This window comes from Pseudomonas sp. Root329, assembly GCF_001424925.1.
GTDB classification, from domain to species: Bacteria; Pseudomonadota; Gammaproteobacteria; order Pseudomonadales; family Pseudomonadaceae; genus Aquipseudomonas; species Aquipseudomonas arabinosi.
In genome coordinates, this window is sequence record NZ_LMCV01000014.1 from 23,419 (window position 1) to 50,357 (window position 26,939).

Sequence of the window (26,939 nt, forward strand, 5' to 3'; positions counted from 1 at the left end):
CCGAACGCAGGCTTCGCCAGCTGCTACATAGATCGCGTTGCGGCGGCCTTCAAGAGTTTTATTTCTCCGGTTTCTTTCCGGTTTTACGTTCGTGCTGCGTCTAATAATCATTCCTATTAACAAAAACTCTGCACAACACTTTTTCAGGAGCTCAGGTAAGTAATGCGACCTCAAACACCCCGCACACCTCTCGCGCTAGCCGTACAGCGCCCGACTTTGCATCGCACCCTGTTCACTAGCGTACTGCTGACCGCCACCTTGCTGGGGAGCTCGATGGCCAATGCGGCACCTGTAAAAGTGAACATTGCAGGTCAATCGCTTTCCAACGCGCTGACCGAACTGGGCATGCAGACCAATCTGCAAATCCTCTACAGCCCGGATCAGGTTGCCGGGATCAAGTCTCGCGCGGTGTCCGGTTCACTGGAACCGTCCGATGCCCTGAAGGCCCTGCTGCAAGGCACCGGCATCTCGTTCCAGATCAACGGCAACAGCGTCACCCTGGTGTCTGGCGGCGGCTCGAGCCTGCAACTGGGCGCGACCACCATTTCCGGCCAGGCCCTGGGCCTGACCACTGAAGACACCGGTTCCTACACCACCGGCGCCACCACCACCGCGACCAAACTGCCGCTGACCCTTCGCGAAACACCGCAATCGGTGACCGTGGTGACGCGTCAGCAAATGGACGATCGCGGCGCCAAGAGCGTCGGCGACGTATTGCGCAACACCCCTGGCGTCACGGCGCAGAAGTACGACAGTGACCGTACCGAGTTTTCCGCCCGTGGCTTCGCCATCACCAACTTTCAGTACGATGGCATCAACCTCCCGTACGACGGCGTTTACGGTGAGAACCCCAACAACAGCGACGACGCTGCCAGCCTCGATCGCGTCGAAGTGATCAAAGGCGCCACCGGCCTGATGACCGGCGCGGGCGACCCGTCCGCCACCGTCAACCTGGTGCGCAAGAAACCGACCAAGGAATTCAAGGCTTCGGTCAGTGCCACCGCCGGTTACTGGGACAACTACCGCACCGAAGGCGACATCTCCGGTTCGCTGAACGAGTCCGGCAGCGTGCGCGGCCGCTTCGTCGGCGCCCTCCAGGATAAAGGCTCGTACATCGACCACTACAGCCAGAAGAAAGACCTGTTCTACGGCATCCTCGAAGCCGACCTGACGGACGACACCCTGCTGACCCTCGGCGTCGACAAGTCCAGTGCCACCCCGCGCGGCAGCTCCTGGACCGGTAACGCGCCGTACTTCACCGACGGCGGCCGTACCGACTTCTCTCGCAGTTTCAACCCCGGCGCCGACTGGAGCCGTCGTGATTTCGACAGCGTCACCTACTTCTCGTCGCTGGAACAGGCACTGGCCAATGACTGGAAGTTCAAGGCCAGCTTCGACCAGAAAACCACCGATCACGATACCCAACTGGCCTCGGCCAGCGGGGGTTCTGCGGACCGCGCCACGGGCGAAGGCAATTTCCTTTACTGGGGTCGCTGGGAAGGTCATCGCGTGCAGAACACGGCTGACGTGAACGTCTCCGGACCGTTCACCCTGGGCGGTCGCGAGCACGAACTGGTGGCCGGCTTCATGGCGTCCCACTCGCGCCAGACCGGCGCAACGTACGACACCAGCGCCTTCGAACTGGTGCCGGGCAGCATCTATGACTGGAACGGTAGCCTGCCGAAACAGGAGTTCCCGAAAAACGGCAAGTACGACCGCACCCAGAGCCAGAACGGTCTTTACCTGGCCACGCGCCTGCGTCCGACCGACGACCTGTCGTTCATCCTCGGCAGCCGTCTGAGCACCTTCAAGTACAACGAGGATTACTCGTACTATCCGGGCGGCACCCTCACCGACACCCACGCCAGCTACAAGGAACACGGCGTTGTCACGCCTTACGCCGGTGTGGTCTATGACCTGAACGATACCTACTCGGTCTACGCCAGCTACACCAAGATCTACCAACCTCAGATCAACAAGGACATCAACGGTTCGACCCTGGCACCGGTCGAAGGCGACAGCTACGAAACCGGCCTGAAAGCGGCTTACTTCGAAGGCAAACTGAACGCCAGCCTGGCCTTCTTCCGCATTGAGCAGGACAACGTCGCTCAATCGATCGGCACCGATTTGAATACCGGCGACGGCATTTTCAAGGCCACCGACGGCGCCACCACTAATGGTGTGGAACTGGAACTGGCCGGCGAACTGGCTCAGGACTGGAACGTGTCTGCCGGCTACACCTACGCCCGCACCCGTGACAAGGACGAACAGCGCATCTTCGGTTTCCCGCTGGCCACCAGCAAACCGGAACACGTGATTCGTACGTTCACCACTTACCGTCTGCCCGGCGCGCTGGACCAGTTCACCGTCGGTGGCGGCATCAGCTGGCAGAGCGCTTTTTACGGCCAGAGCTACAGCCCCAACGTGGGCGGTGGCGAGGGCGGCAGCACCTCTCTCAAACAAGGCGGCTACACCCTCGTGGACCTGATGACCCGTTATCAGTACGACGAACACCTGAGCTTCACCGCCAATGCCAACAACGTCTTCGACAAGAGGTACCTGACCGGCCTGGGCAACTTCGGCACCACGTTCTACGGCGAGCCGCGTAACCTGCAGATCACTGCGAAATATGATTTCTGAGTGGCTGAGCTGAAATGAAAAATGCCCGTATCGCGAGATACGGGCATTTTTTTGGCTGTGAGATTTGTGTCGTCTGTGATGCCCTCATCGCGAGCAAGCTCGCTCCCACAGTGGATCTTGGTTAGATACAAAGCCTGCGTACGACCGAGATCAAATGTGGGAGCGAGCTTGCTCGCGATGGCGGCAGTCGCCCCATCAGAGATCCCACTGATCAAACACAAAAAACCCGGCAGTGATTACTCAAGTGGGTCGAGCTGATCCAGTGCCCGGTTCAAACACGCCGGCTCAAGCCATGTTTAAACGCGGTCATTCAAAGCCGCGAACGCACCCACCCCGCCACTTCCGAGTGAATCCCTTCCACTTCCCCCAACAACCCCGCCATGCGCAAAAAGTCATGGGTCATCCCAGGCTGTTCCAGCAACGTCACCTCATTCCCCGCCGCTCGCAGCCGATCCGCATACGCCAACCCTTCGTCATGCAACGGATCATGCCCGGCCAAATACACCAGAGCCGGCGCCACGCCTGACAAATCCTCCGCCAGCAACGGCGAGCAGCACCAATCTGCCAGATCCTCTGGCGTACGTCCGTAATGCGCATAGAACCAATCCAGCGTCGGCGTCTCCAGCAAATAACCCTCGGCGAAATCCCGATGCGACGCGCGCTTGGTGGTGGCATCCGCCACCGGGTACACCAACAATTGCGCCTTGGGTTTCAACGCCAGTTCCTCAGGTTCACGCACCGCCATGATCGACAACACCGTCGCCAGCGTCGCGCCCACGCTGTCACCGGCCACGGCCACCCGCGTTGCGTCCAGGCCATGTGCCGCGCCTTCACGCAACAGCCAGTTACCCGCATCGCAGGCATCCTGCACCGGCGTCGGGAACCGCCATTCCGGCGCCAGGCGATAATCCACCGTCAACAAGGCAAAACCACCTTGGGAAGCCAGCCGCCGACACAACGCATCATGGGAATCGAGACTGCCGACTACATAGCCGCCACCATGGAAATACAACACCACCGGTTGCAGCCCATCGACCGATTGCCCGTCGCGATACACCCTTGCCGACAGGCTGTGGCCATCTCGCGCAGCGATGGTGAAGTCCTCGCAGGCAACGCTGTCCAGCGGCACATCGAGAAACCCCGACGACGCTTCGAAATCGATCCGCGCCTGTTGCGGCGACTGTTCATGCATCGCGCGACTTTTGCCGGTCATCCGGCCGAACTCGGCGAGTTCTAGAAATGCTTCAAGTTCTGGCAAAACAGCCATGGGAAAATCCTTCACACAAATAGGTAAATAACCGGGCAATACACAATCTTGAAGCCAGCGAGAACCCTGTGGGAGCGGCGGTGCGGCGATCCGACTTGCTCGCGAAGAGGCCATCTCAGGTGACATTGATGTTGCCTGACACACCGCTTTCGCGAGCAAGCCCGCTCCCACAGGAGTTACGCGATAGCCGGCCTGCGTTCCAACAGGTCTTCAAGCTCATCGAGCAGCTCATCACCGCGCAGCAACTCGTAGTGCCCGCCCGCCAACAAGCGATCAACGCCGTGGCTACCGACCTGGGCCTCAAACACCCGACGTTCGTCGTCGCGCTCGGCCACCCACCAGCGATGCGCCTTAATCTGAATCGCCGGCAGTTGCTGATGCGCCAGCGCCAGTTGCTTGAGGCGTGAGCCAGTGGCGAAGATCTGCGTGAGTTCCCCCGCGCCCAACGCAGCTTGCTCATTGGAGCCGTGCATGGCCGCCTCGATCACCGCCGTGGAACCCTCTCGCTCATTCAAATCAGCGGCTTTTAGCGCAATCAGCGCCTGAGCCTCATCGGCCGGCAGACCGAGCACAAACTTCAGGAAGTCGCCCAGGTCCTCACGCCAGTCCCCCGCTTCTGCGGTGCCCGCTACGTAACTGTCGACCAGCCCGGCAAACGCGACCGTTTCACCCTGGGTTTCCAGTTCGTGAGCGACCAGTTGCGTCAACGCGCCACCCAGCGACCAGCCCAGCAAGTAATAAGGTCCCTTGGCCTGCTGACTGCGAATCCGTTGCGCATAGGCTTGAGCCATCGCCAGCAGCGACTCGTCCTGCCAGTGCGGATCAAGCAGCATCCGGCATTGCAGGCCGTACACCGTGCGCCGGCCTTCCAGTCGACGGGCCAGCGGTTCGTAGTCGAACACCGTGCCGAAACCGGCGTGCAGGCAGAACAGCGCCGGCACGTTCGGGATCCGCGCATTCAGCGCCAGCAACGGGTCCGGCGCTGCTGCAACTGGCTCGGCAGCCTGATAGCCACTGAGTTCGGCGATGCAGGGTTTCTGCATCAAATCCCGCAGCTTCAATTCAAAGCCCAATTGCGGCTGACTGCGCACCCGCGAGATGACTTTGAGCACCTGCAACGAGTCGCCGCCGAGTTCGAAAAAGTTGTCGTCGATGCCCACTTGCGGCGCGCCCAGTACCTCTTGCCAGATCGCGGTCAGCGCCGTTTCCAGTGCGTTGCGCGGTGCGCGATAACCGCCGAGCGCCCATTCCGGCGTAGGCAGTGCGCGGCGGTCGAGCTTGCCGTTGGCCGACAGCGGGAAACGCTCCAGCACCATGATTCGCGCCGGCACCATGTAATCCGGCAGTTGCGCTTGCAGTTCAGTCTTCAAGCGACGATCCAGCCCGACAGCACCGACCGCCACCACATAACCCACTAACTGCTTGCCGGTCGGCGTGTCGTGCACCACCACGGCGGCATCCTGCACCCCGGCGCAATCACGCAGACGGGCTTCGATTTCGCCCAGTTCGATGCGGAAACCACGGATCTTCACTTGATGGTCGAGACGCCCCAGGTAGTCGATCAACCCGCACTCGCGCTGGCGCACCAGGTCGCCGGTGCGGTACATGCGGCCACCGGCCTCGAACGGGTCCGGAATGAAACGCTCGGCACTCATGCCGGGACGCTGGTGATAACCGCGCGCCAGGCATTCGCCGCCCAGGTACAACTCGCCACTGACACCGACCGGCAACGGATTGAGGTCCGCATCCAGCACATACAAGCCACGCCCGGCCACACCACGACCAATCGGCGCATACGCCGCGTCGCAGGTTTCGCTGACCTCGGCACGCCACAACAGCGGCGTGACCACGGTTTCGGTCGGGCCGTAACCGTTGACCAGATGCTGCGGACGCAGGGCCCGTTTGACCTGTTCGAAACTCGCCTCCGGCACCGCATCACCGCCAAAGCAATACACCTCGACCGCCGGTGGATTGCCCAAACGTTCAGCCACCTCGGCCATCTGTTGCAGGTACGCCGGCGGGAAGCAGGCAACCGTGACGCCATGACGATGCAACACTTCCAGGGTTTGCTCCGGGGTCCACAAACTGTCATCACGAATCACCAGACTGCCGCCGGCCAACAGCACACTCAGCCAACGCTCCTGCGCACCGTCGAAGGCGAACGACATGAAGTGCAGCTCGCGGCTGCGCGGTGCCAGTTCGTAGAGTTCGATGATGCCGCGGCAATGCCGGGCAATCGGACCGCGCGCCACGGCCACGCCTTTCGGTTGGCCGGTGGAACCGGAGGTGTAAATCAGGTACGCGAGGTGCCCCGGCAGCGGTCGGGAAACCGGGCACGCGGCGTTGTCAGCAACGCTTAACTGATCGAGCAACAGCCTTGGCGGGCTATCAGCCAAGGTCAGTCGTTCGCCCAGATCACTGTCGCAAAGCAACAGGCTGGCCGCCGAATCGCTCAACATATAAGCCAGTCGCTCGGCCGGGTACGCCAGGTCCAAAGGCAAATAAGCCGCCCCTGCTTTCAACACCGCAAGGAACGCAACGATGGTGCGTTCGGAACGCGGCAACGCCACCGCCACCAGACTTTCCGGCCCGATGCCGCGATCGATCAGTTGCTGCGCCAGCCCATTGGCCTGCACCTCAAGCTGTGCATAACTGACTTCCCGATCCTCGCAGATCAAGGCGACTTTCTGCGGTTGCGTGCGCACGTACTGATTGAACGCGTGCAACAAATCGGCGTTATCGTCGGACACCTGCGGCAGACTCAAACGCGCTTCAGGCAAACCAATGTTGCCAAGCAGACGCATGGCATCCTCCGGCAACGCACGCAGCAACCCTTCAAGCCGCGCACGAATCCGCTCAACTTCCACTTCACTGAAGCGATCACGCAGGAACAGATACTCAACTTCCAGGCCTTCTTCATTGGCGCTGACCATCAAGTCCATCGGGAAGTTGGTCACCCCGCCACTGCCGACTTCGGCAAAGCGCAACTCACCTTCCTCGCCCCCTTTCAAGGCACGGTCCACCGGATGGTTTTCGAACACGATGATGCTGTCGAACAAGCCCTGACCACCCTGCCCGGCCCAGCGCTGAATGTCCGACAACGGCGTGTGCTCGTAGTCGCGCACCATCAGGTTGTAATCCTGCAAGTCGCGCAGCCACTCACCCAATGGCTGTTGCGGATCGAGGGTCTGGATCACCGGCAAGGTGTTGATGAACAGGCCGAGCATGTCCTGCGCGCCGGCCAACCCGGTCGGACGCCCCGCCACCGTGGCGCCGAACGCGACACTGCGTTGGCCGCTGTGACGTTGCAACAACAGCAGCCATGCGCCTTGCACCAGTGTGTTGAGGGTCACGCGCTGACGCTTGGCGAACGTGTGCAATTTGCGCGTCGCCTCGGCGTCGAGGTTGCTGTACATCACGCCATGGCCGGAGCCTGTCGCACCGGAAGCCTTGGCCAGAATGGTCGGTTCTTCGAGCAACGCCAGGCGCTCACGCCAGAAGCCTTCCGCCTGCGCACCGTCCTGTCGTTGCAGCCAGGCGATGTAGTCAGCGTAACGACCGGTCAGGGTCGGCAGGCTGTCATTGTGGTACAGGCGCAACATGTCGCCCAACAGGCGCGAAGCACTCCAGCCGTCCAGCAACAGGTGATGGTAGATCCAGATCATCTGGTAACGGTCATCACCCAGGCGCACCAAGATGAAACGCATCAGCGGCGGGCAGCTCAGGTCGAAGCCTTTGGCCTGTTCCGCAGCCGCCAGCTCGCCCAGCGCCTGTTCGGTGTCGGTGCGGTCACGCCAATCGAGTTCTTCGATCGGCAACTCGACATCAGCGAACACCGCTTGCAGCGGATCGGCCAAGCCATCGCGCCAGCGGAACGCCGCGCGCAGCACTTCATGACGCTCGACCAAGGTTTGCCAGGCCGCACGGAAACGCGGCACCTGCAAGCCGTCGACCGCCACGCTCAACTGGTTGACGTAGGGGTTCAGCTCCGGTGAATCGAGGCAATGGAACAGCATGCCTTGCTGCATCGGCGACAGCGGATACAAGTCTTGCAGCCCTTCATGGGCAGCGATATCGATGTGCGGCACCAGCGCAAACGCAGGGACTTTCGGTGCTTCAACCAACGCCGCTTCACGGCTGGTCGCCACCGCAGCGAGTGCCCGTATGGTCTGCTGCTCGAACAGTTGCTTCGGACTGAACACCAGCCCGCGCTGCCCGGCGCGACTCACCGCTTGCAGCGAGATGATCGAGTCACCGCCCAGCTCGAAGAAGTTCTCGGTGACGCCCACCGACTCCAACCCCAGCAGTTCCTGCCAGATCTCCACCAGCAACGCTTCGGCCAGCGACGCAGCGGCGACTTGATCGTGGTTCTGACGCGACGCTTCAGGCGCCGGCAGGCCTTGGCGATCAAGCTTGCCGTTCGGCGTCAGCGGCAACGCGGCCAGGCACATCAAATGCGCCGGCAGCATGTGCGCCGGCAGACGGCTGCGCAGGTGCAGGGTCAGCGCTTCACGCAAATCGTGCTCGTCGGCGAGCGGATCGCGGGGCACCACGTAGCCAACCAACTGGCGGCTCACCGGACCTTCGCGATCGATCACGAATGCTTCACGCACGCCTTCGTGTTCCAGCAGGCAGGCTTCGATTTCGCCGAGCTCGATACGGAAACCGCGAATCTTCACTTGCTGGTCGATACGGCCGAGGTACTCGACGACACCGTCAGCGCGGAACCGCGCGAGGTCGCCACTGCGATACAAACGCGCGCCCGGCACGAACGGATCCGGCACAAAGCGTTCAGCCGTCAGGTCCGGACGTTGATGGTAACCACGGGCGACGCCCTCGCCGCCCAGGTACAACTCGCCCGCCACGCCAACCGGCAACGGCTGCAAGCCGCCGTCCAGAATATAGGCGCTGCGGTTGCCGACTGGCCGGCCAATCGGCATGAACGCCGAGTCGAATTCGGTATCCGGATACGCCAGCCAGATCAACGGCGTGATCACCGTTTCGGTCGGGCCGTAGCCGTTGATCAGGCGCTTCGGTTGCAGCACCTGCTGGACTTCATCGAACGCGTGCTTGGCCATGCCTTCACCGCATGGGGTGTAGGAGCGGATCGGCAAATCGCGCCCCGCTTCGCCCATGAATTCGGCGATCTGCCCCAGATAGGTCGGGGTGAAGCAGGCGATGGTGATGCCGTGCTTTTCGATCTCGGCGCAGGTGCGCTCCACGCTCCACAACTCGTCGTCGCGGGGCATTACGGCCGAACCGAACACCAGTGGCGTCAACCAGCGCTCATGGGCGCCGTCGAAGCTGATCGAGGCAAATTGCAGCTCGCGATCGTCTGGGGTCATGCCGTACAACTCGCCGATCGACAGGCAATGCATGGCCAACGGACCGTGGGCCACGCTGACGCCTTTCGGCCGGCCGGTGGAGCCTGATGTGTAAATCAGGTACGCGAGGTTTTCGCCGCAGGTCAGGTTGACCGGGTTGGTTTCCGACATGTGCTCCAGCGGCTCGCGGTCGATTTCCAAGACTGATAGGCCTTCCGGCAAGGGCAGTTTTCCCCGCAGCCACGATTGGCTGATCAGCAGCGAAATGCCGCTGTCTTCCATCAGGTAGCGCAGGCGTTCGGCCGGGTACGCCGGGTCAAGCGGCACGTAGGCACCGCCGGCCTTGAGGATCGCCAGCAGGCCAACGATCATTTCCGGCGAACGCTGCATCGCCAGGCCGACCCGCACTTCCGGGCCGATGCCCAGTGCGCGCAAGCGATGGGCCAATTGGTTGGCGCGGCGGTTGAGTTGGTCGAAGCTCAATTCCAGGTCGTTGAAAATCAGCGCCGTGGCGTCCGGGCGAACAACGGCCTGGGCCTCGATCAATTGATGCACGCAGAGCGGGTTTTCCGACGCAGTGAATGCGGGGTTCCACTCCACTAACTGTTGCGCACGTTCCGGCGCGGTCAGCAGGTCCAGTTCACTCAATGCAGCCTGTGGTGCGGCGACCATCGCTGCCAGCAGCGCGGCCAAATGCTCGCTCATGCGGGCAATCGCCTCGCCGCTGAAGTGGGCGCACTGGTAGCTCCAGTTCAGGCTGAGTTGGCTTTCGGCAGTAGCCGCCAGCGTCAGCGGGAAGTTGGTGCGTTCGTGGTTCTGCGGGATCGAGAAGCTCAAACCGGCCGGCGCACCTTGTTGCAGCGCTTCGGCCACCGGGAAGTTTTCGAACACCAGCAGGCTGTCGAACAGCGGTTCACCGGCACGCCCGGCCCAACGCTGAATGTCGCCGAGGGCGGTGAATTCATGCTCACGCAGTTCCAGGTTCTGCGCCTGCAAACGGGTCAGCCACTGGCCGACGCTTTCAACCGCGTCCGGGCTGCTGATCACCGGCAAGGTGTTGATGAACAGGCCGAGTTGGCTTTCAGCACCCGGCAAGTCCACCGGCCGCCCGGCAACGGTCGCGCCAAACGCGACGCTGCGTTGACCGCTGTAACGTTGCAGCAGCAGTGCCCAGGCACCTTGGACCAAAGTGTTGAGGGTGACCTTTTGCTGACGGGCAAACTCACTGAAGCGTTTGCTGGTGGCGACATCGAAGGTCTGGCGGTGGTCGGCAAATTCCGCCGTCGACGGGTTTTTACTGTCGCCATGGGCCAGGCTCTGCGCCAGCAAGGTGGGGTTGTCCAAGGTCGCCAGTTGCTCGCGCCAGAACAGTTCGTCAGCCTGCGCATCCTGACGTTGCAGCCAGCCAATGTAATCGGCAAAACGCCCAATCGGCGCCTGCACGTCTTGCCCGGCATAACGCTGCAGGACTTCGCTCAACAGCAGCGAATTACTCCAGCCATCGAGCAACAAGTGATGGTGGGTGTAGATCAGTTGCTGACGCTCATCGTCGAGTCGCACCAGGGTCAAGCGCATCAACGGCGCGCGAGTCGAATCGAGTTGCAGGCGCTCGCTGTCGATCAGTTGAACCAACGCTTCGGCCTGATCGCTGCGGTTGCGCCAGTCGAGGCAGGTCATCGGCAATTGCAGGTGTCTATGCACCAACTGCACCGGCGCTTCGAAGCCCTCGGGGAAGTGGAAACTGCTGCGCAGGATCGGATGGGTGTCGAGCACCGCTTGCCAAGCGCGTCCCAGCCGTTCGGCATCGAGCCCGCGGGCTTCGACGCTGAGCTGGTTCACATAGGCGCCTGAATCGGATTCGTACAAGCTGTGGAACAACAAACCGGCCTGCATCGGCGACAACGGATACAGGTCCTCGATTTGCGCCGGTGGCACTGGCAGACCATCGAGTTGCGCCTGGGTCAGACGCGCCAGCGGGAAGTCCGCCGGGGTCACGCCGCCCGCGCCGTCGCTCAGGCAATGGGCGATCAGCGCCAGCAACTCGCTGCGGAAATCCGCCGCCAGCGCTTCGATCTCGCGCAGATCGAAGCATTCACGACTGAAGGTCCAGTCCAGCTTCAGTTCGCCGCCATAGACCTGACCGTCCACCGACAACCAGTTCGGTAACGGTGCATCGGTGGATTGTGCGGCACCGCTGGATTCGCGAGCCGGGGTGAACAGCGCGTCCTCGGCAAAACTCTGGTCGAACTGACCGAGGTAGTTGAACGTCACCCGCGCTTGCGGCAATGCGGCCAACGCCGCTTGGGTCGCGGCATCGCCCATATAGCGCAACAGGCCGTAGCCCATGCCTTTGCCGGGGATTTCGCGCAGTTGCTGCTTGATCGCCTTGATCGAACCCGAAAGGTCGGCGGTCGGCGTCAGGCGCACTGGGAACAGGCTGGAGAACCAGCCGACGGTGCGGGTCAGGTCGATGTCGTCGAACAGCTCTTCGCGGCCATGGCCTTCGAGCTGAATCAGCGCCGACTCGTGGCCGGTCCAGCGGCTGAGGGTGCGGGCCAGTGCGGTCAGCAGCAGGTCGTTGACTTGAGTGCGGTAGATCGCTGGCGCCTGTTGCAGCAACTGGCGGGTCTGTTCGCGGTCAAGACCGATGCTGACGCCCTGACGCAGATGCCCGGCCTGACTGGCTTGGGCGTTGGCGGCGGGCAACGAATCATTGGCGACGCTCAGTTGCGCCTGCCACCAATTCAGTTCGCCGGCAGCGGTTTCGGAACGTGCATAGGCGTCAAGCTTGTCGGCCCAGGCCTGGAAGGCGCTGGTCTTCGGTGGCAGCTCTTGCCCTTGATAGGCGGCCTGCAAATCTTCCAGCAACACCCGCCAGGACACACCGTCCACCGCCAAGTGGTGGATCACCAACAGCAACCGCTGCGAGCCATCCGCCTGGGCGATCAACGCCACGCGCAGCAGCGGACCGTCTTGCAGACTGAGGCTGCGCTGGGCTTCATCGCACACCGATTCCAGCGAGGCATCGCTGGCCACGCGAGCGGTCCAGAGCATGTCGATCACATCGGCGCTGTCGGCCCCGACATACCGCGCCGACCATTGGCCGTCGACCTGACTGAAGCGCAAACGCAGCGCATCGTGCTGCTTGAGCAGGCGTTGCAGCGCGGCTTGCAGGCGCGGCAATTCGAGGGTTTCACGCGGCGTCAGCAACACGGCTTGGTTCCAGTGCGCGCGCTGCGGAATCGGCTCGTCGAAGAACCAACGCTGGATCGGCGTGAGTGTTTGCACACCGTCCACCGGCCCTTGTTGCGCCAGCGGTGCCGCCTGCTCTTTGACCACGGCGGCCAGCGCTTGCAACGTCTGCTGCTGGAACAGGTCGCGCGGTTGCAGGCTCAGGCCGGCACGACGGGCACGGCTGACCACTTGAATCGAAATGATCGAGTCGCCGCCCAGTTCAAAGAAGTTGTCCTGACGCCCGACCTGCTCCACGCCCAACACGTCCTGCCAGATCTGCGCCAGCACCTGTTCATGTTCGCTGCGTGGCGCTTCATAAGCGCGTTGGCTGATTTGTGCGGTCGGCGCCGGCAGGCGTTTACGGTCGAGTTTGCCGTTGGGGCTCAGCGGCATTTGCTCGATCAGCACGGTCTGCGCCGGCACCATGTAATCCGGCAGGCTCGCCAGCAGATGGCTTTTCAGGGTTTCGCGCCACACGCCTTGCTGCTCGGCATCGGCGCTGACCAAGGCTCGATCTTGCGGCACGATGTACGCAACCAGTTGCTTGCCGCTCGGGCCATCGAGGGCCAGCACCACGGCTTCCTGCACGTCTGCATGTTCTTGCAGACGCGCTTCGATTTCGCCCAGTTCTATGCGCAAACCGCGAATCTTCACTTGATGGTCAATACGCCCGCAGTAGTCGATGGCACCGTCAGCGCGATAACGCGCCAGGTCACCGGTGCGGTACAGACGCTCGCCGCTGCCAAACGGGTCGACCACAAAACGCTCGGCCGTCAGCGCGCCACGGCGGTGATAACCGCGCGCCAGGCCGACACCGCCCAGGTACAACTCGCCCACCGCGCCCAGCGGCAACGGTTGCAGTTCGCTGTCGAGGATGTAGGTGCGCAGGTTGGCGATTGGCCGACCGATCGGAACGCTGTCACGGCCCTCTTCCACGCAGGTCCAGTGGGTCACGTCGATGGCCGCTTCGGTCGGGCCATAGAGGTTGTAGAGATTGGCTTGCGGCAGGCTGCGCAGCGTCTGGCGTTGCAGCTCCATCGGCAGCGCTTCACCGCTGCAAATGATCCGTTGCAGCGAGGTGCAGGCCAGCGCCTCGTCGGCACCGATGAATGCGGAGAGCATCGACGGCACAAAGTGCAGCGTGGTGATCGCCTGTTCGACGATCAACGCGGCGAGGCGTTGTGGATCCCGATGTTCACCCGGCGCGGCGATCACCAGGGTGGCGCCCTTCATCAGCGGCCAGAAAAACTCCCACACCGACACGTCGAAACTGAACGGCGTTTTTTGCAGCACACGGTCGCTCGGCAGCAGGTTGTAGGCTTGCTGCATCCACTCCAGACGGTTGTGCAGCGCCACATGGCGGTTACCCGCGCCCTTGGGTTTGCCGGTGGAACCGGAGGTGTAAATCACGTAAGCAAGGTTTTCTGCGACAGCGAGGTTTGGTAGATCGGTGCCCGGCAGATCGCTTAGCCAATCGGCTTCGCTGTACAGGCACAAGGTGCGCACGTCGTCCGGGGTCGGCAGTTGCGCCAGCAGATGCTTCTGAGTCAGCAACAGCGATATGCCGCTGTCCTCAATCATGTAGCTCAGGCGATCAATCGGGTATTCCGGGTCCAGCGGCACATAAGCGCCGCCAGCCTTGAGAATGGCCAATAGGCCGACGACCATTTCAAACGAGCGGTCGCAGGCAATCCCCACCAACACTTCCGGGCCGACACCCTGGGCGCGCAAGTGGTGGGCCAGACGGTTGGCACGCAAATTCAGCTCGGCGTAACTCAGGCGCTGCCCCTGGAACACCAGCGCTGTCGCCTCACCGTTTTCTGCCGCGCGCGCTTCGAAATGGCGTTGCACGCAGACTTCGCCCGGATAGGCCTGAGCGGTGTCGTTGAGGTCATCCAGAATGCGCAGGCGCTCGTCGGCATCCAGCAGCGGCAACTCGGCGAGCGGGCATTGCGGGTTCGCCAGCACACCGGCCAACAAATTGCGCCAGTGACGCGCTAAATGCTCGATGCGCTCAGCGTCGAACAAATCGGTGGCATACGTCAGGCTGGCGAACAGCTTGTCGCCCTCCTCCTGCGTGTCCAGTTGCAGATCGAATTGCGTGGTGTGCGCCGTGGCGTTCAGCGCTTCGACGCGCAGACCGGCGAGCAAACCGCTGACCGCCGCCGGTTTGGCTTGCTGGTGGTTGAACATCACCTGGAACAATGGGCTGTGGCTGAGGCTGCGTTCACCTTGCAGCGCCTGCACCAGACGCTCGAACGGCAAGTCCTGATAATCCTGGGCATCCAGCGACGCGGCGCGGGTCTGGTCGAGCAACTGGCTGAACGGCAGGCGCCCGTCCAGTTCGGCACGCATCACCTGGGTGTTGACGAAGAAGCCGATCAGCCCACGGATTTCCGCGCGATTGCGGTTGGCAATCGGCACGCCAACGCGCAGGTCGGACTGACCGCTGTAGCGATAGAGCAAGGCCTGGAAGCTCGCCAGCAACAGCATGAACGGCGTGACACCGCGCTGTTTGGCCAGGCTCATCAGGCCGCTGGCCAACGTTACATCGAGGGCGAAATCCAGACGCGCACCGCGCTGGCTCGGCTGCGCCGGACGTGGACGGTCGGTCGGCAATTCCAGCAGCGGTTGTTCGCTGCCCAGTGTTTCACGCCACCAGTTGAGTTGACGCTCCAGCTCCCCCGCTTCCATCCTGCGGCGCTGCCACATTGCGTAGTCGGAATACTGGATCGGCAACGCTTCCAGCGCCGCGTTTTGCCCTTGGCAATGGGCGGCGTAGAGCCGGGAAAACTCTTCCACCAACACACCCATCGACCAGCCATCGGTGACGATGTGGTGCAGGGTCAGCAACAGCACATGGTCTTCGCCGTCGAGCTGCAACAGGCTGACCCGCAACAGCGGACCGTGCTGCAGATCGAACGGCCGGGCGATATCCTGCTCGACCGCTTTCATGGCCAGATCGAAACGCTGTTCCTGAGGTTCATTGCGCAGGTCGATCTGTTCGATCGGCAGCGAAGTGAACCCGGCCAGCGTCTGCACCACCTGACCATCGTCTTCGACGAAACGGCTGCGCAAACTCTGATGCCGCTCCAGCAGCACATCGAAACTCTGCTGCAACGCCGCGATATTCAGGGACCCGTGCAAACGCAACGCGGCGGGAATGTTGTAAGCGGAACTCTGCGGATCTAGCTGCCAGAGGAACCACTGGCGCTGCTGCGCGTACGACAGTTCGAAGGTCGTTTGCGGCTTGGCAGCGGGCGGAATCGGCAGTTGGCCAAAACTCACGCCCTGCTCTTGCATGCGTTGCAGAAACTCGCGGCGCTTGTCAGCCGGCAGGCCGGCGAAGCGGGTGGCGATACGCTGGGCAGTGGTGTGTTCCATCAGTTGATCTCCATCTCGTCGAGAAGCGACTCAAGCGCATCAAGACGTGCATCGTTGTCAGCCGGGGCGTGCTGCCCGGCCATGGCGGCATAAGCCTGAAGGTCGGTGGATTCGAACAGCGCACGCAGCGGCAGCTCGATGCCCAGTTCCAGTTCCACACGGGCACTGGCCTGGGCGGCGAGCAGCGAGTGCCCGCCCAGTTCAAAGAAGTTGTCGCGCCGGCCGATCTGCGCCACGCCCAGCACGCTGGCCCAGATGTCTGCCAGTTGCCGTTCGAGGTCGCCCTCGGGGGCTTCGAACGGGCGTTGCCATTCCTGAGCGTCAGGCACCGGCAAGGCCTTGCGGTCGAGCTTGCCGTTGCCGGTCAGCGGCAAGGCGTCGAGCAGCAACCAGTGGCTCGGCACCATGTAATCCGGTAGATCCACCTTGAGCGCTGCGCGCAGGTTGTCGCGCCAGACGATCGGGTCGTGCGGGGTTTGCTCGGCCACCACGTAGGCACACAACTGCGGGCAGCCGTCGCCGGTATGCACGCTCAGCACCGCTTGGCGCACGCCCGGTTGGGCCAGCAGCACGGCTTCGATTTCACCCAGTTCGATGCGGAAGCCACGGATCTTCACTTGCTGGTCGATCCGACCGAGGTAATCGATGCTGCCGTCGGCACGCTGACGCGCCAGGTCGCCGCTGCGATAGAGGCGCTGCGATGCGTCGAATGGGCTCGGTACGAAACGCTCGGCGGTGAGGCCGAAACGCCCGTGATAACCACGCGCCAGACCAGCGCCGGCAATGTACAACTCACCCGCCACACCCACCGGCACCGGTTGCAACTGGCTGTCGAGCAGGTACCAGCGCAGGTCGCGAATCGGCAGGCCAATCGGGCTTTGGGCCTTGCCGTCGAGGTCGGCCAGGCGGATCGCACGGTAGGTCACGTGCACCGTGGTTTCGGTGATGCCGTACATGTTGACCAGGGTTGGCTGTTGATCGCCGAAGCGTTCGAACCAGGGACGCAGGCTCGCGACTTCCAACGCTTCGCCGCCGAAAATTACCTGACGCAACGCCAGGTTTCGCTCGCTGGCACAGGCAATCGGCAACAACTGGCGGAACGCGGTCGGGGTCTGGTTCAACACCGTCACGCCTTCATCACAGAGCAAGCGATGGAACTCTTGCGGCTCGCGGCTGATGTAATACGGCACGATCACCAGACGCCCGCCGGTGCACAGCGAACCGAACAGCTCCCACACCGAGAAATCGAAGGCGTAGGAGTGGAACAGCGTCCAGACATCGTTCGGACCGAAGTTGAACTCGGCAGCGGTGGCCGTGAGCAGACGCCCGACGTTGCCGTGGCTGAGCAATGCACCTTTTGGCCGACCGGTGGAACCGGAGGTGTAGATCACGTAAGCGAGGTTGTCCGGGGTCGCCAGCGCTGGCAGGTTGTCGTCGCTGAAGGCCTCCAGTTGCAACGACTCCAGGCTCAGCACCTGCACGCCGTCGCGGGCCGGTAAACCGTCGATCAAGTGTTGTTGGGTCAGCAGCAACGTGATGTCGCTGTCTTCGATCATGTAGCTCAGGCGCTCGGCCGGGTATTGCGGATCGAGCGGCACATAGGCGCCGCCGGCCTTGAGAATCGCCAGCAACCCGACCACCAGCGGCATAGCCCGCTCGGTGGCGATGCCGACGCGCACCTCGGGGCCGACACCCTGTTCACGCAGTTTGCGCGCCAGTCGGTTGGCCTGAGCGTTGAGCGCGGCGTAGGTCAGTTGCTCGCCTTCGTAGACCAGGGCGATTGCGTTCGGCCGCTCGGCAGCCTGGGCTTCGAACAAGTGGTGCAGGGTTGGCGACGGCGGTTGCGCCTGGAACATCGGGTTCCAGTGCTGGATCAACGCATCGCGTTGCGGTGCTTGCAGCAACGGCAGTTCGGCGACGCGCTGCTGCGGATCGACGACCACCGCTCGCAGCAGGTTCAGCCACTGCTCGGCGAGGCGGTTCATCGACGCCTCGTCGTACAAATCAGTGGCGTAAGTCAGGCTGGCATCCAGCGCTTCGCCCTGCTCTTGAGTGTCGAGCACCAGATCGAATTGCGTGGTGTGTTGCTGCCAGTGCAGACGCTCGACCTGCAAGTCGGCGACGCTGCGCTCGACGCTCGCGCCCAACTGCTGTTGATGGTTGTAGAGCACCTGGAACAATGGGCTGTGATTGAGGCTGCGGTCCGGCTGCAAGGCGTCGACCAACTGCTCGAACGGCAAGTCCTGATTGGCCTGAGCGCCCAATGCCACACGCTTGACCTGTTGCAGCAAGGTGCTGAAAGTCTGCTGCCCATCGATCTCGGCACGCAGCACTTGGGTGTTGATGAAGAAGCCGATCAGGCCTTCGGTTTCCAGGCGCGAACGACCGGCGCTCGGCACGCCGACGCTGATGCTCGACTGTCCGCTCTGGCGATGCAGCAAGGTCTGGAAACTCGCCAGCAACAGCATGAACAACGTCACCTGGTGTTCCTGGGCACGGTGACGCAAACCGGCGAGCAATTCGCGATCAACGTTCAACACCAGGCTGGCGCCGCGCTCGCTGCGACGAGCCGGACGGGTCAGTTCGCTCGGTAACTCCAGCGGCGTTTGGCTGCCGGCCAGTTGCTCACTCCACCAAGTCAGTTGGCGTGCGCCCTCCCCGGCCTCCAGCCAGTCACGTTGCCAACGGGCGTAGTCGCTGTAGTTCACCGGCAGGCTCGACAGGTTCGCAGCCTTGCCTTCGACGGCCGCCTGATACAGCGCGCTGAACTCATCGACCATGACCTGCATCGACCAACCATCGGCAGCGATGTGGTGCACGGTGAGCACCAGCACGTGTTCGTCGCTGTTCACTTGCAGCAGCAACACGCGCCACAGCGGACTGTTGCGCAGATCAAACGGACGAGCGATTTCTTCGGCGACGGCATTGTCGATCGACGACTGATCGAGTGTGCGTTCATCCAGTTGCAGTGCCAGATTGTCGTGCAGCACAGGACGCGCCTGCTGGCCGTCCTGCTCAAAGGTTGTGCGCAGGGTTTGGTGACGGGCCTGCAGTTGAGTGAAGGCTTCGCGCAGGGCTTCGCGATTCAGCGAGCCCTTGAGGCGCAGCGCGGCGGGAATGTTGTAGGCCGAACTTTGTGGGTCCAGTTGCCAGAGAATCCATTGGCGTTGTTGGGCGTACGACAGAATGTGTGGCTGATCGACCGCTGCACGTTGCAGGGACGGTTGGCCGCTGACGCTCGCCAGTGCTGCACGCTCGGCGAATTCCGCCAGATTCGCGGCGGAGAACAGACTGCTCACCGACAGTTCAAGCTGCAACTGCTGACGCACGCGGGAGATCACCTGAAGCACCAGCAGCGAGTGTCCGCCCAGCTCGAAGAAGTTGTCGTCACGGCCCACGCGCTCGACCTGCAATACCTCCTGCCAGATCAGCGCGAGTTGCGTTTCCAGCCCTTCGGCCGGGGCCACGAAGTCACGTTGTGCATCGCCGGCTTCAACGCGCGGCAAGGCTCTGCGGTCGAGTTTGCCGTTGTTGTTGAGCGGCAGTTTGGCCAGCAGGATCAGGTGATTTGGCACCATGTATTCAGGCAACGACTGGCGCAGAACGGCTTTGAGGCCTTCCAGATATTCCGTCTGAGAGGCTACCGCGCCGTTGGCCACGATGTACGCCACCAGTTGCGTACCGTCCTGAGCGATAACCGCCGCTTCGCGCACCTCCTCCCGAGCTTGCAGGCAGGCTTCGATCTCGCCCATTTCGATGCGGAAACCGCGAATCTTCACTTGATGGTCGATGCGGCCGACGTATTCCAGATTCCCTTCAGCGTTGTAGCGCGCGAGGTCGCCGCTGCGGTACAGCCGTGCGCCCGGTTCACGAGCGAATGGGTCCGGCAGGAAGCGTTCAGCGGTCAGCGCCGGGCGGTCGAAGTAGCTCTGAGCGAGGCTTGCCGGCGTGCCGATGCACAATTCGCCAACGCCACCGTTTGGCAGCAGTTGACCCGCCGCGTCCAGTACATACAGCGCGCGACCTGCGATGGCTCGACCGATCGGGATGCCAAACGCGTCGCTGGCATCTTCGAGATGGCATTCATGAACACTGGACACCACGGTCGCCTCTGTCGGGCCGTAGGTGTTGAGCAAGCGCACATGGCTCAAACCAGCCTGATGCCACAAACGCAGACCTTCGACCGCCATCGCTTCGCCGCCGACGTGAACCTGACGCAAATCACCGAGATTGCGCACCACGCCGCTCGCGCATTCGCGGGCCAGCAAGTACCAGTAAGCCGCCGGCAAATCCGCCACCGTCACGCCTTGCTGGACGATTTCGGCGGCGAGGCGACCGGCGTCCCACACCTCATCGCCGCGCATGATCAACGCCGCACCGACGCACAGTGCCGGGAAGCACTGCTCGACGAAGCCATCGAAACTGAAGGTCGCGAACTGCAACACGCGGTCCGACGCCGACAGCACTGAATAGTCGGCGGCGGTCTGGCAGAACTCGCGCAACGCGGCATGGGCGATGGCCACGCCTTTGGGTTGGCCGGTGGATCCGGAGGTGTAGATGATGTAGGCAAGGTCTTCAGTGAGCGCGTGGTTTTGCGGATTGCTGCTGGAGTAGTCGGCGTTGTCTTCGAGGCTGAGACGTCGCACGCCGGGCACACTTTCCAGCAGACCGGACTCGCACAGCAGCACGTCGAGGCGGCTGTCGTCGATCATGTAGGCCAGGCGCTCAGCCGGGTATTTCGGGTCCAGCGGCACATAGGCAGCGCCGCTTTTTAGCACGGCCAGCAGGCTGACGATCAGTTGCGGACCACGGTTCAGCGCCAGGCCGACGCGCTTGCCGGGGCCGGCACCGTTTTCGATCAAGCGATGGGCCAGTCGGTTGGCCTGCGCGTTCAATTGGCCGTAGCTCAGGGATTGACCGTCGACCTGCAATGCCATCGCGTCTGGGGTGGCGGCGGCCTGAGCGGCGAATTGTTCGTGTGCCAAAAGCGTTGTGGATAACTGAACCGCGGCCGGTTGGCTGACTGCGAGCACAGCGGCTTTGCCATCGACATCGAGCAGTTCCAGCGAGCCCAATGGCGCGTCCGGCTGCGCCACCAGTTGCGTCAGCAGATGCTGCAGATTGGCCGACAACTCAGCGACCTGCACCGCACTGAACCGCGTCGCGTCGTAGCTGAAGTCCAGGCTCAGGCCTTCGCCCAGTTCGATACCCAGGGTCAGCGGATAGTGCGTGCGTTCGTGGTTGTGCAGGTTGCCGAACGACAACCCGGCCGGTGCGCCTTGTTTCAGCGCCTCGGCCACCGGGAAGTTTTCGAACACCAGCAGGCTGTCGAACAGCGCCGAACCCTGCTGCCCCGCCCAGCCCTGAATATCGTAAAGCGGCACATGCTCGAACTCGCGCATGGCCAGGTTCAGCCCTTGCAACTCGCCCAGCCATTGGCTGACGGTTTGATCCGGCTTCATCGCGCATACCAGCGGCAGCGTGTTGATGAACAGGCCGAGCTGCTCTTCGATGCCTGGCAGCGGCGCGGAACGCCCAGAGACCGTGGCACCGAAAACGACGCAATCCTGACCGGTGTAGCGCTGTAGCAAAAGACTCCAGGCCGCTTGCAGCAAGGTGTTGAGGGTGACTTTCTGCTGACGGGCGAACTCGGCCAGACGCTGGGTCGCGCGGCTGTCGAGGGCGACGCGGTATTCCTCGCTGCCCTCGGCACCCACCGGCGGCCGCAAGGCTTCGGCCAGTAACGTAGGGGCTTCCAGCGGTGCCAATGCCGCTTTCCAGAACTGCTCGCCAGCGACGGCCGATTGCTGCTGCAACCAGCCCAGATAATCGCGGTATTGCCCGGTCGGTGCCGGCAGCGATTGCCCGGCGGCGTAGTGCCGGATGACTTCGGCCAGCAGCTGCGCGTTGCTCCAGCCGTCCATCAAAATGTGGTGGCTGGTGTAGATCAGGTGCCAGTCATTGACGCCCGTGCGGACAAGCTTCAAGCGGAAAAGCGGCGCGCTGCCCAGTTCGAAACCCTGGGCGCGTTCGGCGTCGGCCAGCGCATCGGTGTCGGTCGCTTCAAGCAGTTCAAGCGGCAGCGCCACTTGGCGGACAATCGCCTGATGCGCGGTGTCGAGACCCTGCCAGTGGAAACTGCTGCGCAGAATGTCGTGACGCTCCAGCGCGGTTTGCCAGGCCTGAGCGAATCGCTGAGGGTCGAGGCCCTGAATGTCCAGGCGCAACTGACTGATGTAGGCGCCGACTTCGGGTTCGTACAACGTGTGGAACAGCATGCCCTGCTGCATCGGCGACAGTGGATAGAGGTCTTCAAGCGTCGCGACCGCCACTGGCAATCCATCGAGCTGCGCCTGACTGATGCGCGCCAAAGGGAAGTCCGACGGTGTGGCTTGCGGCGCTTCAAGGGCACAGCAGTGGTCGATCAACGCGTTGAGTTCCAGCGTGTAATCGTCTGCCAGAAGCTGGATGGTCGCGGTGTCGAACATCTCATGGCTGAAGCCCCAGCTCAGCGACAACTCACCGCCGTAGACCTGGCCTTCGACCGTCAGCCAGTTACCCAGCGGTGCCGATGGATCTTGCGCGATACCGTTGCCTTCGGTGGACGGCACAAACATCGCCGCATCATCGAACTGACGGTCGAACTGCCCCAGATAGTTGAAGGTGATACGCGGTTGCGGCAACGCCGCCAATTCGGCGCGAATCGCCGATGTGCCGAGGTAGCGCAGCGCGCCGTAGCCCAGGCCTTTGTCCGGCACGGCACGCAGTTGTTCTTTGATGGATTTGATCGACGCGCCGAGATCGCTGGACGGCATCAGATTGACCGGGAACAGGCTGGTGAACCAGCCGACGGTGCGGGTCAGGTCGATGTCGTCGAACAGGTCTTCACGGCCATGGCCTTCAAGCTGAATCAGCGTGCTGCCCTGCCCGCTCCAGCGGCAAACCGCCCGCGCCAACGCGGTCAGCAGCAGGTCGTTGACCTGGGTGCGATACGCCGCTGGGGCCTGTTGCAGCAGTTTGCGGGTTTGCTCAGCGTCGAGTTTGAGTTCGAGTTTTTGTTCGAAGCGGTTTTCGAGTGCGCCGGTTGGGCGGTCGCACGGCAGATCGCTCGGCGCGTTTTTCAGTTGAGTCTGCCAGTGTCCGAGGCTGTTTTCAAAGACTGGAAGATGATCCTGCAAGCGAGCGACCCAGCGTTGATAGCTGCTGGTTTTCGCCAGCGACACATTACCGCCGCTGTAGAACTGCTGAAGGTCTTCGAGCAACACGCGCCAGGAAACACCGTCCACCGCCAGGTGATGAATGACCAGCAGCAGGCGTTGAGTGCCGTCGCTTATTGCCACCAGCAGCGCACGCATCAGCGGACCATTTTGCAGATTGAGACTGCGCTGGGCTTCGTCGCACAGAGCGTTGAGTTCTTCTAGCGATTGCGCCTGACGCTGCCACAACACTGATTCAGTGGTCGGCGCGGCATAGGTTTGTTGCCAACCGTCGGCGGTCTGTTGGTAGCGCAGACGCAAGCTGTCGTGATGGGTCAGCAATTGCTCAAACGCGCGATCCAGCGTCTCGACGTTCAACGCTTCACGCGGCACCAGCAGCAGCGACTGGTTCCAGTGCTGACGCTCGGGGATGGCTTGTTCGAAAAACCACTGTTGCACCGGCGCCAACGCCACCGCGCCAACCGCCGGACCTTGATCGTTCAACGATTGCTCGCCGCTGCGGGCGGCCTGGGCCAGGCTGCGGATGGTCTGGTGCTGGAACAGGTCTTTGGGGCTCAACACGATCCCGGCCTGACGCGCGCGGCTGACCACCTGCATGGAAACGATGGAGTCGCCGCCCAGTTCGAAGAAGTTGTCTTCAAGACCCACATTTTCGATGGCCAACACGTCCTGCCAAATTGCGGCCAGGGATTTTTCCATCGCCGTGCGCGGCGCGACGTGTTCGCGTTGTTGCTGCGAGCCGTCAATCGCTGGCAAGGCCTTGCGGTCGAGTTTGCCGTTGGGGGTCAGTGGCAGGTGTTCGAGGAACAGCAGAAACGCCGGGACCATGTAGTCCGGCAGGTGCTGACGCAGTGCAGCTTTCAGGATTTCACGCTGGGTCGCTTGAGCGTCGATGTCGTCCAGTAATGCTGGATCGGCGAGCACGATGTAGGCGACCAGTTGTTGGCCGTTGACGCCGTCCTGCGCCAGTACCGCCAGCTCGCGTACCGCGTCCTGCTGCAACAGCCGCGCTTCGATTTCACCCAGTTCGATTCGGAAACCACGCACCTTGACCTGATGGTCGATACGACCGACGTATTGCAACGTGCCGTCGGCCTGATAACGGGTCAGATCGCCAGTGCGGTACAGGCGTTCGCCGGTGTTGGCGAACGGGTTCGGCACGTATTTTTCGGCAGTCATGCCCGGACGTGCCAGGTAACCACGGGTGATGCCGGCGCCAGCCAGGTACAGCTCGGCGGACACGCCTTGCGGCACCGGTTGCAGGTCCGCATCGAGCAAGTAGCTGGCGGTGTGTTTCAGGGGGCGGCCGATGTTTGCGCGGCCAGCGGCCTCACGACGGGTCCAGGTCGAATAGGTGGTGTCTTCGGACGGACCGTACAAATCGTAGACATGCTCGACGGTCGACTGCTGATACAGTGCCTCCACCAGGCTCTGTTTCAACGGCTCGCCGGCGAGGTTGATGATGCGAACTCTCGGCGGGATCTGCCCGTCGCGCTGCAACGCATTGATCGCCGACGGCACGGTGTTGATCAGTCGCACCTGATCCCGGGCCGGCAGCTGCGGCAATTCCAGGGCATTGCGGGCGATGATCACCGAACCACCGTTGGCCAGCGTGACAAACAGCTCCCACACCGACAGGTCGAAGCACACCGACGTTGAGGCCAACACGCCTTGGATGTCTTCGCGGCTGTAGACCGATTTCGACCAGTCGATCAGCGCCAGCACGTTGCGATGGGCGATGGCCACGCCTTTGGGCCTGCCGGTGGAGCCGGAGGTGTAGATCACGTAGGCGAGGTTGTCCGGCGTGACGAGAGTCATCGGCGCACTACTTGGATAAGCGGCCCACTCCGTATCGTCCATCAGCAACACTTGCGTATCCGCCGGCACGTTCAATGTTGCGGCGACAGCTTGCTCAGTCAGCAGCACCAAAGCGCGGCTGTCTTCGAGCATGTAGGCAACGCGTTCGGCCGGGTAATCCGGGTCCAACGGCACATAAGCGCCGCCCGCCTTGAGTACCGCCAGCAGCGCCACCAACAGGTTGTCGGAACGTTGCATCGCCACGCCAACCCGGACCTCCGGGCCCACGCCCAGTTCGATCAACCGATGTGCCAGACGATTGGCCTGATGGTCGAGCTCGGCGTAAGTCAGCTGCTTCGTGGCAAAGGTCACCGCCAATGCATTCGGGTTCGCGACGACTTGCTGGCTGATCAGCTCATGAATGCACAGGTCCTGCGGGAAGCTTTCGTCAGCGCGGTTCCAGTCATGCACGATGCGCTGGTATTCCGCGCTCTCCAGCAATGGCAAATCACTGATGCGCTGCTGCGAATCACTGACCATGCCCTGCAACAAATGCGTCCAGTGCTGCGCCATGCGCACGATGGTCGCCGCGTCGAACAGGTCGTTGGCGTAGGTCAGCGCGGCGTGCAGCTTGCCGCCCTTTTCGTAGGTATCCAGGGTCAGATCGAACTGGGTGGTGCGCCCTTCCCACTCGATCACGCCCAGCGCCAGACCGGACGCGGTGCTGACCGTGGAAATGTCCGCGACCTGCGGCTGGTGGTTGTACATCACCTGGAACAGCGGCGTATGGCTGAGGCTGCGTTCCAGTTTCAGCGCCTCGACCAGGCGCTCGAACGGCAAGTCCTGATGGGCCTGGGCACCGAGGGCGGTTTCCTTGATGGCACGCAGCAAATCGTCGACGCAGGTCTGGCCGTCGAGCTGGGTGCGCAGCACCTGGGTGTTGACGAAGAAGCCGATCAGGCCTTCGATCTCGGCGCGGTTGCGGTTGGCGATCGGCACGCCGACGCGGATGTCGGTCTGCCCGGTGTAGCGATGCAGCAGCGCGTTGAAGGCGCCGAGCAACAGCATGAACAGGGTGATGTTGTGCTTCTGCGCCGTGGCCCGCAGCTGCTCGGCCAACTGACCGTCGACGGCGAACTCGTAACGGGTGCCGCGATAGCTCGGCATCGCCGGGCGCGGATGATCGGTGGGCAGTTCCAGCACCGGGTGCTCGTCGCCCAGTTGCGCCTGCCAGTAGTCGAGTTGACGCGCCTGTTCACCCGCCTCCAGCCAGCGACGTTGCCACAACGCATAGTCGCTGTACTGGATCGGCAATGGCGCGAGTTGCGGTTCTGCACCCGCCTCAAAGGCGTCGTAGCAGCGGATGAATTCGTCGATCAGCACGTTCATCGACCAGCCATCGGAAACGATGTGGTGCAGGGTCAATAGGAGGACGTGTTCCTGCTCGGCGAGTTTGAGCAAGGTGACGCGCAGCAATGGGCCGGTTGCCAGATCAAACGGCAGTACGGATTGCTGCTCGGCCGATTGGGCAACGGACCTTTCGCGCTCCGTGGCCGGTAATGCGCTGAAATCCACCTGATCGATGACCAGCGGCGCGCTGGCCGGCACTTGCAGCAAGGTGTCGTCGGCCTGGCGCTGGAACACCGTGCGCAGGGTTTCGTGACGTTCAACGAGGCTGGCGAAGGCTTGTTCCAGCGCGGACAGGTTCAACTGCCCGGTCAGACGCACCGCGCCCGGCAGGTTGTAGGCGCCGCTTTGCGGGTCCAGCTGCCAGAGAAACCACATGCGCTGTTGGGCGTACGACAACGCCTGGCGATCTTCGGCTTCGACGCCGGCAGGAATCGGAAACCGGGCGAAATCAACGCCTTCCTTTTGCAAGGCCGCAAGGAACATCTGGCGCTTTTCCAGGGGCAACCCGATAAACCGGCGAGCAAGTTTCAAGGAGTCTTCAGCATTCATTTCTTAGCATCCGGATCAGTGGCGGGAAGCACAAAGGCACGTCGTCCCTATAAAACGAATGCAGACCGGAAAAATTAGCGAATGAGAACAAGTATCAGAAAGGAGGTAGAACGCGGA

General features: G+C 62.4%; 4 protein-coding genes. 1 reads left to right on the forward strand and 3 read right to left on the reverse strand.

Translation table 11 applies throughout. The annotated features are described in order from the left end of the window. Positions 1 to 162 precede the first annotated feature (162 nt). Complete coding sequence (locus tag ASC74_RS14255) at positions 163 to 2,640, forward strand: TonB-dependent siderophore receptor (RefSeq protein ID WP_056741958.1); 2,478 nt, start codon at positions 163 to 165, stop codon at positions 2,638 to 2,640. A gap of 310 nt (positions 2,641 to 2,950) precedes the next feature. Here ASC74_RS14255 and ASC74_RS14260 read toward each other — a convergent pair whose 3' ends face one another. From ASC74_RS14260 to ASC74_RS14270, 3 genes are all read right to left on the reverse strand, one after another. Continuing rightward, positions 2,951 to 3,907: an alpha/beta hydrolase gene (locus tag ASC74_RS14260; protein ID WP_056741959.1), complete on the reverse strand. Its 957-nt coding sequence runs from the start codon at positions 3,905 to 3,907 to the stop codon at positions 2,951 to 2,953. 176 nt (positions 3,908 to 4,083) lie between these two features. Beyond that, on the reverse strand, positions 4,084 to 15,849 hold the full coding sequence (locus ASC74_RS14265; protein ID WP_056741960.1) for a non-ribosomal peptide synthetase: 11,766 nt from the start codon (positions 15,847 to 15,849) through the stop codon (positions 4,084 to 4,086). Next, complete coding sequence (locus ASC74_RS14270; RefSeq protein WP_056741961.1) at positions 15,849 to 26,822, reverse strand: non-ribosomal peptide synthase/polyketide synthase; 10,974 nt, start codon at positions 26,820 to 26,822, stop codon at positions 15,849 to 15,851. The genes ASC74_RS14265 and ASC74_RS14270 overlap by 1 nt, the downstream gene beginning before the upstream one ends. Between the last annotated feature and the right edge of the window lie 117 nt (positions 26,823 to 26,939).

Coding starts and splice junctions, on each gene's coding strand:
- ASC74_RS14255 (WP_056741958.1), top strand. CDS start 163: ATGCGACCTCAAACACCCCGCACACCTCTCGCGCTAGCCGTACAGCGC.
- ASC74_RS14270 (WP_056741961.1), bottom strand. CDS start 26,822: ATGAATGCTGAAGACTCCTTGAAACTTGCTCGCCGGTTTATCGGGTTG.
- ASC74_RS14260 (WP_056741959.1), bottom strand. CDS start 3,907: ATGGCTGTTTTGCCAGAACTTGAAGCATTTCTAGAACTCGCCGAGTTC.
- ASC74_RS14265 (WP_056741960.1), bottom strand. CDS start 15,849: ATGGAACACACCACTGCCCAGCGTATCGCCACCCGCTTCGCCGGCCTG.